Genomic DNA, 14,172 nt, shown 5'->3' on the forward strand with positions numbered 1-14,172 from the left:
CGACGATATGTGGGTCGCCCGCGAACGGTCAGCCGACCACGGTCCAGGTGTCGTTGCCGGCGAGTAGTGCGGCGAGGTCGCCTTTGCCGTCTCTCTCGATGGCGGTGTCGAGCTGGTCGGCCATGAGGGTGTCGTAGACGGGTCGGTGGATGCTGCGGAGTACTCCGATGGGGGTGTGGTGCAGGGTGTCGGGGTCGGCGAGGCGTGAGAGTGCGAAGGCTGTGGTGGGGCTTGTCGCGTGTGCGTCGTGGACCAGGATCTGGGACTCGTTGTCGGGGGTGACGGTGATGGCTTTGAGGTCGCCGGTGGTGGGGTCGCGGGTGACACCCTTGGCGCGGTCGGCGCCGAAGCGGATCTGTTCGCCGTGTTCGAGGCGGATGACGGCTTCTTCGGCTTGTTGTTTGTCTTTGAGGGCTTCGAAGGCGCCGTCGTTGAAGATGTTGCAGTTCTGGTAGATCTCGACGAGGGCGGTGCCGGGGTGGTCGGCGGCTTGGCGCAGGACGCTGGTGAGGTGTTTGCGGTCGGAGTCGACGGTGCGGGCGACGAAGCTGGCTTCGGCTCCGATGGCGAGTGAGACGGGGTTGAAGGGTGCGTCGAGGGAGCCCATGGGGGTGGACTTGGTGATTTTGCCGACTTCGGAGGTGGGGGAGTACTGGCCTTTGGTGAGCCCGTAGATCCGGTTGTTGAAGAGCAGGATCTTGAGGTTCACGTTGCGGCGCAGGGCGTGGATGAGGTGGTTGCCGCCGATGGACAGGGCGTCGCCGTCGCCGGTGACGACCCAGACGCTCAAGTCGCGGCGGGAGGAGGCGAGTCCGGTGGCGATGGCGGGGGCGCGGCCGTGGATGGAGTGCATCCCGTAGGTGTTCATGTAGTAGGGGAAGCGGGAGGAGCAGCCGATCCCGGAGACGAAGACGATGTTCTCTTTCGCCAGGCCGAGTTCGGGCATGAAGCCCTGTACGGCGGCGAGGACCGCGTAGTCACCGCAGCCGGGGCACCAGCGCACTTCCTGATCGGACTTGAAGTCCTTCATGGATTGCTTGGCTTCGGCCTTGGGTACCAGCGAGAGCGCCTCAGTCATTGATGGCCTCCTTGAGGGCCTGTGCGAGTTGCTCGGCCTTGAACGGCATTCCGTTGACCTGGTTGTACGAGTGCGCGTTGACCAGGTATTTGGCTCGTACGAGGGTGGCGAGCTGCCCGAGGTTCATCTCGGGGATCACGACTTTCTCGTAGCGTGCCAGCACCTCGCCGAGGTTTCGGGGGAAGGGGTTGAGGTGGCGCAGGTGGGCTTGTGCGATGGGGGTGTTGGTGGTGCGCAGGCGGCGGACGGCGGCGGTGATGGGTCCGTAGGTGGAGCCCCAGCCGAGGACGAGGGTGGTGGCTTGTGCGGGGTCGTCGACTTCGAGGTCGGGGACTTTGATGCCGTCGATTTTGGCCTGGCGGGTGCGGACCATGAAGTCGTGGTTGGCGGGGTCGTAGGAGATGTTGCCGGTGCCGTCCTGCTTCTCGATCCCGCCGATGCGGTGTTCGAGGCCGGGGGTGCCGGGTACCGCCCAGGGGCGGGCCAGGGTGTGCGGGTCTCGTTTGTAGGGCCAGAACACTTCGGTGCCGTCGGCCAGCTCATGGTTGGGCCCGGTCGCGAACTGCACGCGCAGGTCGGGGAGTTCGTCTACTTCCGGGATGCGCCAGGGCTCGGAGCCGTTGGCGAGGTAGCCGTCGGAGAGCAGGAACACCGGGGTGCGGTATGTCAGCGCGATACGGGCGGCGTCCATGGCGGTGTCGAAGCAGTCGCCGGGGGTGCGGGGGGCCACGATGGGTACGGGTGCTTCGCCGTTGCGGCCGTACATGGCTTGGAGGAGGTCGGCCTGTTCGGTTTTGGTCGGCAGTCCGGTGGAGGGGCCGCCGCGCTGGATGGCCACGACGAGCAGGGGGAGTTCCAGTGAGACGGCCAGTCCGATGGTTTCCGACTTCAGTGCTACGCCGGGGCCGGAGGTGGTGGTGACGGCCAGCTGTCCGCCGAAGGCGGCGCCGAGTGCCGCTCCGATGGCGGCGATTTCGTCTTCGGCCTGGAAGGTGCGGACGCCGAAATTTTTGTGCTTGCTGAGTTCGTGCAGGATGTCGGAGGCCGGGGTGATCGGATAGGAGCCCAGGTACAGGGGCAGGTCGGCTTGTTGTCCGGCGGCGATCAGGCCGTAGGACAGGGCGAGGTTGCCGGAGATGTTGCGGTAGGTGCCGGCGGCGAACGCTTGGGTGGCGGGGGCGACTTCGTAGGAGACGGCGAAGTCCTCGGTGGTCTCGCCGAAGTTCCAGCCGGCCCGGAACGCGGCCACGTTCGCCTCGGCGATCTGTGGCTTCTTCGCGAACTTCGTCCGCAGGAACTTTTCGGTGCCTTCGGTCGGCCGGTGGTACATCCACGACAGGAGGCCCAGGGCGAACATGTTCTTCGACCGCTCGGCTTCCTTGCGGGGGAGTCCGAAGTCTTTGAGCGCTTCGAGGGTCAGTGTCGTCAGTGGCACCGGGTGGACCTGGTAGGCGTCCAGTGAGCCGTCTTCCAGGGGTGAGGTGTCGTAGCCGACCTTGGCCATCGGGCGTTTGGTGAACTCGTCGGTGTTCACGATGATCTCCGCGCCGCGCGGTACGTCACCGATGTTGGCCTTCAGTGCGGCGGGGTTCATCGCGACCAGCACGTTCGGCGCGTCGCCGGGGGTGAGGATGTCGTGGTCGGCGAAGTGCAGCTGGAAGCTGGAGACGCCGGGCAGGGTCCCGGCCGGTGCGCGGATCTCGGCGGGAAAGTTCGGCAGCGTCGACAGATCGTTCCCGAAAGTCGCCGTCTCCGACGTGAACCGGTCCCCCGTCAGCTGCATCCCGTCACCCGAGTCACCGGCGAACCGAATGATCACCCGATCGAGGCGGCGGATCTCTTTTTCCAGGGGTTGCGGTGTCGGTGCGCCGCGCTGCTCCCCGACGACGGCCTCGCCGGCTTCGTCGGTTCCGTCGGCTCCATCGGTCTGCCCGGTTGGGCTACTGACCTGGCTGGTCACTGAACTGGACCTCCCTCGAGGCGGCTGCTCCGGACCGGCCGGCTCACCGGCGGCCATGGAGCCCACCCTACGTCTGGGAGGGGGCCGTTCCCTGGGATGCTCGTAATCCGGACCTTCTTCTGACATAACCCATTGTGCTGGTTTGTCATGGTTCCATCGCCCCCCGGCGCTCTCCTTGAAGACGCTCCGTACTCATCCTTTGGTTCTGGGCCCGCGGACCGGCTCGTCTCCGGTCCGCGGCTCCGACTGCATCTGACAGGGTGTCAGCTCATCAGGAATTCAGATAGGTCAGTACGGCCAGCACCCGCCGGTGGTCCCCCACGCTCGGTGAGAGCCCGAGCTTGAGGAAGATGTTGCTGACGTGCTTCTCGACCGCACCGTCACTCACCACCAGCTGCTTGGCGACCGCCGAGTTCGTCCGTCCCTCGGCCATCAGACCCAGGACCTCCCGCTCACGCGGTGTCAGCCCCGCGAGGACGTCCTGCTTGCGGCTGCGACCCAGCAGCTGGGCCACCACCTCGGGGTCGAGCGCGGTTCCGCCCTGGGCCACCCGGACAACGGCCTCGACGAACTCACGTACCTCGGCCACCCGGTCCTTCAGCAGATAGCCGACACCGCGACTCGATCCGGCCAGCAACTCCGTCGCGTACTGCTCCTCGACGTACTGCGACAGGACAAGCACCCCGATCCCCGGGTAGTCCCGGCGCAGCTGCACCGCTGCCCGTACCCCTTCGTCGGTGTGTGTCGGCGGCATCCGGACGTCCGCGACCACCACATCCGGTACGGCGTCCTGCGCCGCCAGATCGGCGATTGTCTTGATCAGCGCATCCGCGTCCCCGACGCCCGCCACGACGTCGTGTCCGCGGTCGGTCAGCAGCCGAGTCAGGCCCTCCCGAAGCAGTACTGAATCCTCGGCGATGACCACTCGCACTCTGTCCTCCACGACCGTGTAGCCCCCCAGCAATTGTTTGCTTCCCACCTGTCGCCCACCAGCATCCCAGTACCGCGACCCGGTGTGCGTCCGGGCGTTGGGAATAGTGGCGTACGACTCGGGCAGGGGGCTCGGGCCGGCCCGCGCGGGGGTCAGCCGCGCCAGGGCAGTTCGGCCGTGACCGTGGTCGGTCCGCCCACCGGGGAGTCGATGACCAGGATGCCGTCGACCGCGTCGAGCCGCTCCGCGAGCCCCGCCAGGCCGGAACCGGACCCGGTGTCCGCGCCGCCCTGCCCGTCGTCGCTCACCTGCAGCAGTAGCCGGTCCGTCGACTGCCACACATCGATCGAGGCCCGGCTCGCCCGTGCGTGCTTGCTGACGTTCTGGAGGAGCTCGGAGACGGTGAAGTACGCGATGCCCTCGATGGCCTGGGTCGGCCGCGTCGGCAGATCCACCTCGACCCGCACCGGCACCGTGCACCGGGAGGCGACCGCGGAGAGCGCCGCGTCCAGACCCCGGTCGGTCAGGACGGCCGGATGGATGCCGCGGGCGAGGTCACGCAGCTCCTGCAGGGCGACCTTCACCTCACCGTGCGCCTCGCCCACCATGCGGGCCGCGGCCTCGGGGTCCTCCGTCAGCTTCTCCTTCGCCAGACCCAGGCCCATGGCGAGGGCGACGAGCCTGGCCTGCGCGCCGTCGTGCAGGTCGCGCTCGATGCGCCGCAGGTCCGCGGCGGCGGTGTCGACGACGACGCCCCGGTCCGACTCCAGCTCGGACACGCGACTGGCGAGCTGGGACGGGCCCAGCAGCCCGGTCACCATCAACCGGTCGACGGAGGTCAGGCCGCGGATGATCCACGGGGCGGCCAGGGTGACGATCAGGCCGAACGCACTGGTCACAGCCAGTTCCCAGGGGCTGTCGAGATAGATGTTGTGCGCCCCGTCGCCGTACAGCTGGATGCCGCCCACCCCGGCGTACGTGGGGAAGGCCCACTGCCACAGTGGATACGTGAGCATCGCCCAGCCCCACGACCAGACAGTCACGGCGACGGTGAACGCGAAGAGCGCCCACGGCATGTGCAGTACGGAGTAGAGCAGGTGCCGCCAGGACACTCCGCTCTTGAGCATCGCGCCGATCCAGGGCATCAGGCCCGTCGCCTTGGGGCGCAGGGGCGTCGGTTCGGCGACGTCCACCTTCAGCAGTCCCCTGGCACGGGCTCGCTCCACCATCCCGAGGCCCCGGCAGCAGGCTAGGACCGCCGCTAGCAGGGGCACGCCGACGAAGGTGACGAGCAGGCCTGCGCTGAGCGACGTCATGGTGACGGCGAAGCTGAAGGCCAGCAGGCTGATCGGCACGCTCAGGACGAGATGGGCGAGCTCGCGCCAGGTGCGGGCCTCGACGGGCGCGCGAAGCACCGGAGGCAGCAGGTGCCTTCGCGGGGAACCGTGCTCGGGCTCCCACCGGTCGCGGATCCGCGGTGCGTACTCCGTGGTCATCGCTGCCGTCCGTTTCTGCTCTGCTGCTGCGGAGCCTGTGTGAGCGTCTTCCTCAAGAATGCTGGGGCGCGGGGCGCAGGACCATGAGGGCCGTCACCGTTTGTGGGCGGGGGTTTTCCCTACCCCGCCCCGCCCCGCCCCGCCCCGCGCCGACTCCGCGCCACGCCCCCGCGCCTCGCTACGCGCCGGCCCGGTGACCAGGGCCTCTGGCGGTCGCGGGTGCCCGAGCGGCGCTTCGGCGGCCACGGGGGAACCGGCGGCCACTGGCGCCCCGGCCGGGCACCGGTGCGCTACCGGTCACCTTCGCGGTCGCGCCAGGGCAGTTCGGCCGTGACCGTCGTGGGCCCGCCCGTCGGAGAGTCGAGGACGAAGACCCCGTCGACCGCGCCGAGCCGGTCCGCGAGACCGGACATGCCGGTGCCGCCGTCCAGTCGCGCGCCGCCGCGCCCGTCGTCCTCCACCTGGATCAGCAGCCGGTTGCCTGCCTGCCACACATCGACGGACGCGTTGCGCGCGCCGCTGTGCTTGCTGACGTTCTGCAGGAGCTCGGAGACGGTGAAGTACGCGATGCCCTCGATGGCCTGGGCCGGGCGCCCGGTCAGCTCGACCGTGACCTTCACCGGGGCCGTGCAGCGCGACGCGATGGAGGAGAGCGCCGCGTCCAGGCCGCGGTCCGTCAGGACGGCCGGGTGGATGCCGCGCGCCAGGTCACGCAGCTCCTGCAGGGCCAGCTTCACCTCGCCGTGCGCCTCGTCGACCATCGCCGCGGCGGCGACCGGGTCCCTGAAGTCGCCGGTCAGCTTCTCCTTGGCCATGCCGAGCCCGATGGCGAGGGCGACGAGCCTGGCCTGCGCGCCGTCGTGCAGGTCGCGCTCGATGCGCCGCAGGTCCGCGGCGGCGGTGTCGACGACGACGCCCCGGTCCGACTCCAGCTCGGCGATCCGCCGCTCCAGCTCGTCGGAGGGGCACAGCAGCCCCCGCACCATCGCCCGGTCGCCGTTGGCCAGCGCCCGCACGATGAATGGCAGGACGGGCCAGAGCACGAACAGACCCACCATGACCACCGCGAACGTCAGTACGCCCCAGGGCAGCCGGACCAGTGCGTACAGCGCCGTCCGCCAGCCCACCGGGTCCTTCAGGCTCGCCCACAGCCACGGGAAGAAGCCGCGGTCCCGCAGCCCCGCCCGGGCCGGGCTCGGCTCGTCGACCCATTCGCCGAGCAGCGCACGCGCGCGTGCCCGCTCGATCCTGCCGAGGTACCTGGCGCCCATAAGGCTCAGGGCCAGCAGCGGCAGTCCGATGACGGTGACGGACAGACCGCAGCCCAACAGGAGGGCCACCACGACGAACGTGAAGCCGATCAGGGCCATCGGCAGATTGAGAAGGAGATGCGCGATCTCCTTCCAGACGTGCGGCCCGTACGGGAAACGCGCGGGCGGCGGCCGGTCGGACCTGCCGGAAGGGGAGAGGAAGTCGCTGGTGCTGGCGGTCATCTGCCCAGCCTGCCGCGCCGACGCCGCGGATGCCATGGGGTAGCTGGGTGTACGGAAGTAGGGATATCCCCACCCCGGTGTGACGCGGCTGCTTACCCAGTCTTTACCAGGGCCTAGACTCCCGTGCGTACAGATCGTCGAACAGGACGCAACGAGGCCAGGGAGTGAGGGGCGGACGTGCCGGAATCGACTGTTCTTGCGGCGCAACCCACGACGAATGCCGTGACGAATCCCGCCGTGGATCTCGCGACGGATCTCGCCACGAGTCTCGCGACGGAGCCCACCGACTACTTCGAGAGTTACTCGGTAGTCGGGCTGCTCGCGATCGTCGGTGTGCTGTTCGTCGCCGTGGCCTTCGGGGCCGGGCGGCTGCTGCGGCCCGTCGTGCCGACCCCGGAGAAGATGCTCACGTACGAGTGCGGAGTGGACCCGGTCGGCGAGGGCTGGGCGCACACTCAGGTCCGCTACTACGTCTACGCCTTTCTGTACGTGATCTTCGCCGTCGACTCGATCTTCCTGTTCCCGTGGGCGACGATCTTCGCCGCGGCCGGGTACGGCGCCACGACCCTGGTCGAGATGTTCATCTTCCTCGGCTTCCTGGCCGTGGGACTGCTGTACGCATGGAAGAAGGGCGTCCTCGAATGGGCGTGACCCCTGTCGATCTGCCGGAGCCACAACGCCTGGGCGTGCTCTCACGGCTCGCGCCGGAACCCATGAAGGTGGTTCTCAACTGGGGCCGCCGCTACAGCCTGTGGGTCTTCAACTTCGGACTCGCCTGCTGCGCGATCGAGTTCATCGCGGCGTCCATGGCGCGCCACGACTTCATCCGCCTCGGCGTGATCCCCTTCGCGCCGGGCCCGCGCCAGGCGGACCTGATGGTCGTCTCCGGCACGGTGACGGACAAGATGGCCCCGGCCGTGAAGCGGCTGTACGAGCAGATGCCCGAGCCCAAGTACGTCATCTCCTTCGGCGCCTGCTCCAACTGCGGCGGCCCGTACTGGGATTCGTACTCCGTGACGAAGGGTGTCGACCAGATCATTCCGGTCGATGTGTACGTCCCGGGCTGCCCGCCCCGCCCCGAGGCGCTGCTTCAGGGCATTCTCAAGCTTCAGGAAAAGATCTCCCGCGAGTCGCTGAGCGAGCGCTACGGCTACGGACGGCCTCCGTCGGCCGCCGCGTTGCAGAGCGGCCTGCTCGCACCGCCGCCCGCTCCCGCCCCGGCTCCGGGGGAGGACGACGCGAAGTGAGCGAGCCGACAGTGAGCGCCCCGGACGAGAACACCGTGACGGCGTACGACACCCTCCCCGACGCCGTCACCGAGATCTTCGGCGAGGAGGCGACCGTCACTCACTCCTACGACCTGCTCACCGTCGATGTCCCGATCGGCTCGTGGATCGCGGCCCTGGAGATCGCCCGCTCCAAGCTGGGCTGCACCTATTTCGACTGGCTGAGCGCGGTCGACGAGCCGGGCACCGGCTTCCAGGTCTGTGCCCATGTCGTGGCCCTGGAGAATCGCCGGGTACGCCGCCTCCTCATCCGTACGACCGTCCCGCACTCGGCGCCGGTCGTCCCCACGGCCGTGGAGATCTACGCGGGCGCGGCATGGCACGAGCGGGAGACGCACGAGATGTTCGGCGTCGACTTCACGGACCACCCCCACCTCGTCCCGCTCCTCCTGCCGGACGGCTTCGAGGGCCACCCGCTGCGCAAGGACTTCGTCCTGGCGGCCCGGGTCGCCAAGGCGTGGCCGGGCGCGAAGGAGCCGGGGGAGTCCGACCACGGCGGCCCCAAGCGCCGCCAGATGCTCCCGCCCGGCGTCCCCGACCCGAACGAATGGGGCCCCTTGAAGGGCCAGCTCCCCCCGGCCCCGGCCCGCCAGGCCCGCACCCCACGCGCGGCGGGAGCAGGCGCGGCGGGAGCAGCGGGAGCTGCGGCACCCGACCGCCCGCCCCGCCGAGCCCGCAGCGTGAGCGCGGGCTCGACAAGCCAGACCCAGGAGCCACCGAAGACCCCGGCGGTGCCGGATGCTTCGGTGGTGCCGGAGGCTTCGGCCTCGGGTGCCCCGCAGGCTCCGGTGGGCGAGCAGGGGCCGGAGGCCACGCCGCAGTCGGCACAGGTCCCGGAGGCCCCGGTGGTGCCGGATGCCCCGGTCGCTCCGCAGGTCCCGGATGCCCCGCAGGCATCCTCTGCTCCGCAGGCCTCGGGGACTCCGCAGACCTCGCCGTCTCCGGATGCGGCCGTACCGACCCCGCAGGCAGCGGGGGGTCCGCCGGAATCCACGCGGCCCCCGCGAGCCACGCCGCCTCCCACCACTGAGGCCGCACCGGCGGGCGCGGCAGCCGAGGGCGACGTACCTGCCGGGCCGCAGCCGCCCGCACCGGAACCGGCGCCCGCACCGGAACCGGCGCCCGCATCGGAGCCGACGCCGAACCGGCCCACGCCGCCCGCACGCTCCACGGACACCCCGTGGCACAACGTCCGCGACGCGGACTCTACGAAAGAGGCCGGCGCCTCTCCGGACACGGAAGCGACGCAAGCGACCGACGCGGCGGATTCTGCCGACTCGGGCGACTCGGCCGGAAGTACCGATGCCGATGCCGATGCCGATGCCGATGCCGACGCCGACGCCGACCGTCCCGCCGACGAACGAGGGAGCGACGCGTGAACGACGTACTCGATGTCGCCCTCCGGCTGCTCATCGTCTTCGCCGTGTTCCTGGTGCTCCCGCTCGTCGTGGGCCAGACCGAGCACAAGGTGATGGCGCACATGCAGGGCCGGCTCGGCCCCATGTACGCGGGCGGCTTCCATGGCTGGGCCCAACTCGTCGCGGACGGCGTGAAGTTCGCCCAGAAGGAAGACATTGTCCCGGCCAACGCCGACCGCCGTATCTTCCAGCTCGCACCCGCCGTCGCCCTTCTCCCTTACCTCCTCGTCCTGGTCGCGATCCCGATCGGCCCGAGCGAGGGCGCGGTCGGCCAGGTCGTCGACGCGGGCATCTTCTTCGTGCTCGCCGTCATGGGCGTCGGTGTGCTCGGCTCGCTCATGGCGGGCTGGGCCTCGGCCAACAAGTTCTCCCTCCTGGGCGGCCTGCGCACCGCCGCTCAGCTGCTCGCGTACGAACTGCCGATGCTGCTCACCGCCGCGTCCGTGGCGATGGCGGCCGGCACGGTCTCGCTCCCCGGCATCCTCAATGCCTTCGAGTGGTGGTGGCTGCCGTGGCAGATCGTTGGCGCGCTCGTCTTCTTCGTGGCCGGTCTCGCCGAACTCCAGCGCCCGCCCTTCGACATGCCCGTCGCCGACTCGGAGATCATCTTCGGCGCGTACACCGAGTACACGGGCCTCCGCTTCGCTCTCTTCCTGCTCGCCGAGTACGCCGGAATCGTCGTCCTCTGCGGCCTGACCACCGTCCTGTTCCTCGGCGGCTGGCACGGCCCGTGGGGCGCGGACGGACTCGGCTGGGTCTGGACGCTCCTGAAGACCGCGATCCTCGCCTTCGGCGTCATCTGGCTGCGCGTCACCTACCCGCGCCTGCGCGAGGACCAGTTGCAGAAGCTCGCCTGGACCGTGCTCATCCCGCTCGCTCTCGCGCAGATCGCGCTCACCGGCATCGTGAAGGTGGCGATCCAGTAATGGCCCCGATCCCCGGGTCCGGCCTCGCCAAGGGCCTGGCCGTCACGCTCCGCACCATGACGAAGAAGACCGTCACCGCGCAGTACCCCAACGTCCAGCCCGACCTCCCGCCCCGCTCGCGCGGCGTGATCGGCCTGTTCGAGGAGAACTGCACCGTCTGCATGCTCTGCGCCCGTGAGTGCCCCGACTGGTGCATCTACATCGACTCCCACAAGGAAACCCTGCCGGCCGCCGCGCCCGGCGGGCGCGAGCGCAGCCGCAACGTCCTGGACCGCTTCGCGATCGACTTCTCGCTCTGCATGTACTGCGGTATCTGCATCGAGGTGTGTCCTTTCGACGCGCTCTTCTGGTCCCCGGAGTTCGAGTACGCGGAGACGGACATTCACGAGCTGACCCATGAGCGGGACAAGCTGCGCGAGTGGATGTGGACGGTGCCCGCGCCGCCCGCGCTCGACCCGGCGGCCGAGGAGCCAAAGGAGATCGCGGCAGCCCGCAAAACCGCCGACAAGCTCGCAGCCGCCCAGGAACAGGCCGCCCAGCAGGACCAGACAGCCGCCCAGGAGCGCACAGCCCGGCCGGGGCAGGACGAAGAGGGGGCCACCGAATGAGCCACCTCGCCGCAGCCGCCGCCGCGCCCGGTTTCCTCTCCCCGACCGGCGTCGAGATCGCCTTCCTGCTCGTCGGCATCGCCACCCTCGGCGCGGCCGTCATCACCGTCACGACCAAGCAGCTGGTGCACGCCGCCCTCTGGCTGGTCGTGGCGCTCGGCGGCATCGCCGTCGAGTACCTCCTGCTGACGGCCGAGTTCATCGCCTGGGTCCAGGTCCTCATCTACGTCGGGTCCGTCGTTGTCCTCCTCCTCTTCGGCCTGATGCTCACGAAGGCCCCCATCGGCCGCTCCCCGGACGCCGATTCGGGCAACCGCTGGGTCGCTCTCACCGTGGCCCTCGCCGCGGCGGCGGCCCTCGTGTGGGTGGTCGTCGACGCGTTCCGTACGACCTGGATCGACCTGGACGGGCCCGCCCAGGGCTCCACCAAGGTGACCGGCGAGATCCTTTTCCAGCACTGGGTACTGCCCTTCGAGGCGCTCTCGGTCCTGCTGCTGGCCGCGCTGGTCGGCGCGATCGTCCTCTCCCGCAAGGACACCGACGACCCGAACGCCGCCACCAGCCCGGCCGCCACCGCCCCGGAGGACAAGCGCTGATGCACCTCGCCTATCCCGCCGTGCTCGCCGCCCTCCTCTTCTGCACCGGGCTGTACGGCGTACTCGCCCGGCGCAACGCGATCCTGGTCCTGATGTCCGTCGAGCTGATGCTCAACGCCGTCAACCTCAACCTCGTCGCCTTCGACGTCTGGCTCCGCGACGCGCTGCACTCCGGCCAGGCCCTCACGCTCTTCACCATCGCCATCGCCGCGGCGGAGATCGGCATCGGCCTGGCGATCGTCCTGACGGTCTACCGCAACCGCGGCACCTCGGACATCGACCGGCTTCGCGACACCGCCGAAGGCCCCGCCGACGACGAAGCTTCCGCCCCGGCACAGAAGGCTGAGGCCGCCGCGTGACCATCACGACCCTCGCCGTCCTCGTTCCGCTCCTTCCGTTCCTGGGTGCCGTGGCCGGTCTGCTGCTCGGCCGCACCGCCCCCGGGTTCGTGCGGCCCCTGGCCGTACTGCCGACCGTGGCCGCCGCCGTGCTGGCCGTGCTCGTCGCCGTACGCCAGGGCGGCGGCAAGGACATCGGGGCCTCGACCCGGCTCACCCCCACCGGCTCGGTCCCGATCGACCTGGCCCTGCACCTCGACGGCTTCGCGGTCCTGGTCGCCGTCCTGGTCGGGGTCGTCGCGACCTGCGTGCAGATCTACTCGACGGGCTATCTGCGCGACGATCCGCGCTACCCCTCGTACGCCGCCCTGGTCTCCCTGTTCACCTCCGCGATGCTGCTCGTCGTCTACTCCGGCGACCTGATGGTGCTCCTGGTCGGCTGGGAGATCATGGGCATCTGCTCGTACTTCCTCGTCGGCCACTACTGGGAGACGCCCGAGGCCCGCGCCGCCTCCCTGAAGGCCTTCCTGGTCACCAAGCTCGGTGATGTCCCCTTCCTGTTCGGCCTGTTCGCGCTCGCAGCCGACGCGAACTCCTTCAAGATCTCCACGATCCTGGACGTGGTCGGCGACCGGGGCCTCGACCACCCCACCCTGATCGCGCTGCTGCTCCTCGCGGGCGTCGCCGGCAAGTCGGCGCAGTTCCCGCTGCACACCTGGCTGCCCGACGCGATGGCGGGCCCCACGCCCGTCTCCGCGCTGATCCACGCCGCGACGATGGTCGCCGCCGGTGTGTACTTCGTGGCCCGCCTCCTCCCCGTCTTCGCGTCCTCCGCCGCGGCCCTGACCGTCCTCGCCGTGATGGCCGCCGTCACCATGGTCGGATCGGCGCTCGCCGCCTTGGCCCAGGACGACATCAAGCGTGTCCTCGCCTACTCGACCATCGGCCAACTCGGCTACATGACCGGCGCCCTGGCCGTCGGTGACCGCGGCGCGGCCGTCTTCCACCTCCTGACCCACGGCGCCTTCAAGGCGCTCCTCTTCCTCGGCGCGGGCGTGATCATCCACGCCGCCGGCACCAACTCGCTGGCCGCCATGTCCCGCATGGGCGGCCTCGCCAAGCGCATCCCCGACGCCTACTGGACGATGACGATCGCCCTGCTGGCGCTCGCCGCGATCCCGCCCTTCGCCGGCTTCTTCTCCAAGGAAGCCGTCCTCGTCGCCGCCGAGCACGCCTCCCTCGGCGACACCCGAGGGGTCCCCTCCGGCGTCGGCTGGATCGTGCTCGTCGCGGGCCTGGCCACCGCCCTCCTCACCGCCGCGTACGCCATCCGCCTGTGGCTGCTGGCCTTCCGGGGCCGCGGCCCCGCCGCGCCGGACCACGGCAAGCAGCCACTCGCCATGAACGGCGTGCTGTGGCTCCTGGCAGTCCCCTCACTCGGACTTGGCCTCACCGTCGGCCAACTCGCGGGCTGGTTCGACGTCCACTCCCTCACCCCGACCGTCACCACCGCCGTCCTCGGCACCGGCGTAGCCCTGGTCGGCGGCCTCGTCACCTACGGTGCCTGGCGCCACACGACGGCCCACGCGGCGGCCCGGCCCCCGATCGGCGCCGTCGCCGCCCACCCGGACGCCGACCCGGCCACCTCCGAGGCCGAAGCCATCGCCACCCACACCGCCGCCTACGGTGACATCGCGTCGGCCCCCGACCCGGCGGACCCCGGCCGGCTCCTGCTCGGCCCATTCCATCGGCACGCCGCCGCCGGATTCCACCTCGACGCCGTCTACCACACCCTCTTCGTACGGCCCGTCCAAGCAGCCGCCGAGCTGGTCCGCTTCCTGGACCGCGAGGTCGTCGACACCTACGTACGCGGCGCGGGCAACCTCCCGCGGCTGCTCGGCGCGGGCGTCCGCCGCGCCCAGACCGGCAATGTGCAGACCTATCTCAGCGCACTGCTCGCCGGGTCCGTCGTCCTGGCGATCGCCGCCGTCATCGTCGCCGCCGTCGGAGCGTGAGCAGTGATCGATATCAGCCCGTCCGTG

At 70.0% G+C, this 14,172-nt stretch carries 13 protein-coding genes; 8 read left to right on the top strand and 5 right to left on the bottom strand.

All coding sequences use genetic code 11. The features are described 5' to 3' along the window. Positions 1–28 precede the first annotated feature (28 nt). The 5 genes from ACLLJJ_RS23395 to ACLLJJ_RS23415 form a co-directional block, all read right to left on the bottom strand. Complete coding sequence (locus ACLLJJ_RS23395; protein ID WP_434594881.1) at positions 29–1,078, bottom strand: 2-oxoacid:ferredoxin oxidoreductase subunit beta; 1,050 nt, start codon at positions 1,076–1,078, stop codon at positions 29–31. Then, complete coding sequence (locus ACLLJJ_RS23400; protein ID WP_434594884.1) at positions 1,071–3,038, bottom strand: 2-oxoacid:acceptor oxidoreductase subunit alpha; 1,968 nt, start codon at positions 3,036–3,038, stop codon at positions 1,071–1,073. Before ACLLJJ_RS23400 ends, ACLLJJ_RS23395 begins: the two co-directional genes overlap by 8 nt. Before the next feature lie 271 nt (positions 3,039–3,309). Then, complete coding sequence (locus ACLLJJ_RS23405; RefSeq protein ID WP_434600498.1) at positions 3,310–3,969, bottom strand: LuxR C-terminal-related transcriptional regulator; 660 nt, start codon at positions 3,967–3,969, stop codon at positions 3,310–3,312. Positions 3,970–4,121: 152 nt separating this feature from the next. Further along, positions 4,122–5,465 (bottom strand): sensor histidine kinase, encoded by a 1,344-nt coding sequence (locus ACLLJJ_RS23410; RefSeq protein ID WP_434594886.1) that lies wholly within the window; start codon positions 5,463–5,465, stop codon positions 4,122–4,124. A 290-nt stretch (positions 5,466–5,755) separates the two neighbouring features. Further along, positions 5,756–6,958 (bottom strand): sensor histidine kinase, encoded by a 1,203-nt coding sequence (locus ACLLJJ_RS23415; protein ID WP_434594889.1) that lies wholly within the window; start codon positions 6,956–6,958, stop codon positions 5,756–5,758. A gap of 222 nt (positions 6,959–7,180) precedes the next feature. Between ACLLJJ_RS23415 and ACLLJJ_RS23420 the strand changes: the two genes are divergently transcribed. The 8 genes from ACLLJJ_RS23420 to ACLLJJ_RS23455 are packed head-to-tail and all read left to right on the top strand — an operon-like array spanning position 7,181 to position 14,145. Then, positions 7,181–7,609, top strand: a complete 429-nt coding sequence (locus ACLLJJ_RS23420) for an NADH-quinone oxidoreductase subunit A (RefSeq protein WP_434594891.1) — start codon at positions 7,181–7,183, stop codon at positions 7,607–7,609. After that, on the top strand, positions 7,579–8,205 hold the full coding sequence (locus ACLLJJ_RS23425) for an NADH-quinone oxidoreductase subunit B (protein WP_434594893.1): 627 nt from the start codon (positions 7,579–7,581) through the stop codon (positions 8,203–8,205). Before ACLLJJ_RS23420 ends, ACLLJJ_RS23425 begins: the two co-directional genes overlap by 31 nt. A 35-nt stretch (positions 8,206–8,240) precedes the next feature. Beyond that, complete coding sequence (locus ACLLJJ_RS23430) at positions 8,241–9,623, top strand: NADH-quinone oxidoreductase subunit C (RefSeq protein ID WP_434600499.1); 1,383 nt, start codon at positions 8,241–8,243, stop codon at positions 9,621–9,623. Further along, complete coding sequence (locus ACLLJJ_RS23435; protein WP_283520188.1) at positions 9,620–10,588, top strand: complex I subunit 1/NuoH family protein; 969 nt, start codon at positions 9,620–9,622, stop codon at positions 10,586–10,588. The genes ACLLJJ_RS23430 and ACLLJJ_RS23435 overlap by 4 nt, the downstream gene beginning before the upstream one ends. Next, positions 10,588–11,196, top strand: a complete 609-nt coding sequence (locus ACLLJJ_RS23440) for a NuoI/complex I 23 kDa subunit family protein (protein WP_434594897.1) — start codon at positions 10,588–10,590, stop codon at positions 11,194–11,196. Before ACLLJJ_RS23435 ends, ACLLJJ_RS23440 begins: the two co-directional genes overlap by 1 nt. Further along, positions 11,193–11,792 (top strand): NADH-quinone oxidoreductase subunit J family protein, encoded by a 600-nt coding sequence (locus ACLLJJ_RS23445; protein ID WP_434594898.1) that lies wholly within the window; start codon positions 11,193–11,195, stop codon positions 11,790–11,792. Before ACLLJJ_RS23440 ends, ACLLJJ_RS23445 begins: the two co-directional genes overlap by 4 nt. Beyond that, positions 11,792–12,151: an NADH-quinone oxidoreductase subunit NuoK gene (nuoK, locus tag ACLLJJ_RS23450; RefSeq protein ID WP_434594901.1), complete on the top strand. Its 360-nt coding sequence runs from the start codon at positions 11,792–11,794 to the stop codon at positions 12,149–12,151. Before ACLLJJ_RS23445 ends, nuoK begins: the two co-directional genes overlap by 1 nt. Beyond that, on the top strand, positions 12,148–14,145 hold the full coding sequence (locus tag ACLLJJ_RS23455; RefSeq protein ID WP_434594904.1) for an NADH-quinone oxidoreductase subunit 5 family protein: 1,998 nt from the start codon (positions 12,148–12,150) through the stop codon (positions 14,143–14,145). The genes nuoK and ACLLJJ_RS23455 overlap by 4 nt, the downstream gene beginning before the upstream one ends. Positions 14,146–14,172 lie beyond the last annotated feature (27 nt).

This window comes from Streptomyces sp. A5-4 (assembly GCF_051131715.1).
In the GTDB taxonomy this organism is placed as follows: domain Bacteria; phylum Actinomycetota; class Actinomycetes; order Streptomycetales; family Streptomycetaceae; genus Streptomyces.

Coding starts and splice junctions, on each gene's coding strand:
- ACLLJJ_RS23415 (WP_434594889.1), bottom strand. CDS start 6,958: ATGACCGCCAGCACCAGCGACTTCCTCTCCCCTTCCGGCAGGTCCGAC.
- ACLLJJ_RS23445 (WP_434594898.1), top strand. CDS start 11,193: ATGAGCCACCTCGCCGCAGCCGCCGCCGCGCCCGGTTTCCTCTCCCCG.
- ACLLJJ_RS23395 (WP_434594881.1), bottom strand. CDS start 1,078: ATGACTGAGGCGCTCTCGCTGGTACCCAAGGCCGAAGCCAAGCAATCC.
- ACLLJJ_RS23410 (WP_434594886.1), bottom strand. CDS start 5,465: ATGACCACGGAGTACGCACCGCGGATCCGCGACCGGTGGGAGCCCGAG.
- ACLLJJ_RS23425 (WP_434594893.1), top strand. CDS start 7,579: ATGGAAGAAGGGCGTCCTCGAATGGGCGTGACCCCTGTCGATCTGCCG.
- nuoK (WP_434594901.1), top strand. CDS start 11,792: ATGCACCTCGCCTATCCCGCCGTGCTCGCCGCCCTCCTCTTCTGCACC.
- ACLLJJ_RS23440 (WP_434594897.1), top strand. CDS start 10,588: ATGGCCCCGATCCCCGGGTCCGGCCTCGCCAAGGGCCTGGCCGTCACG.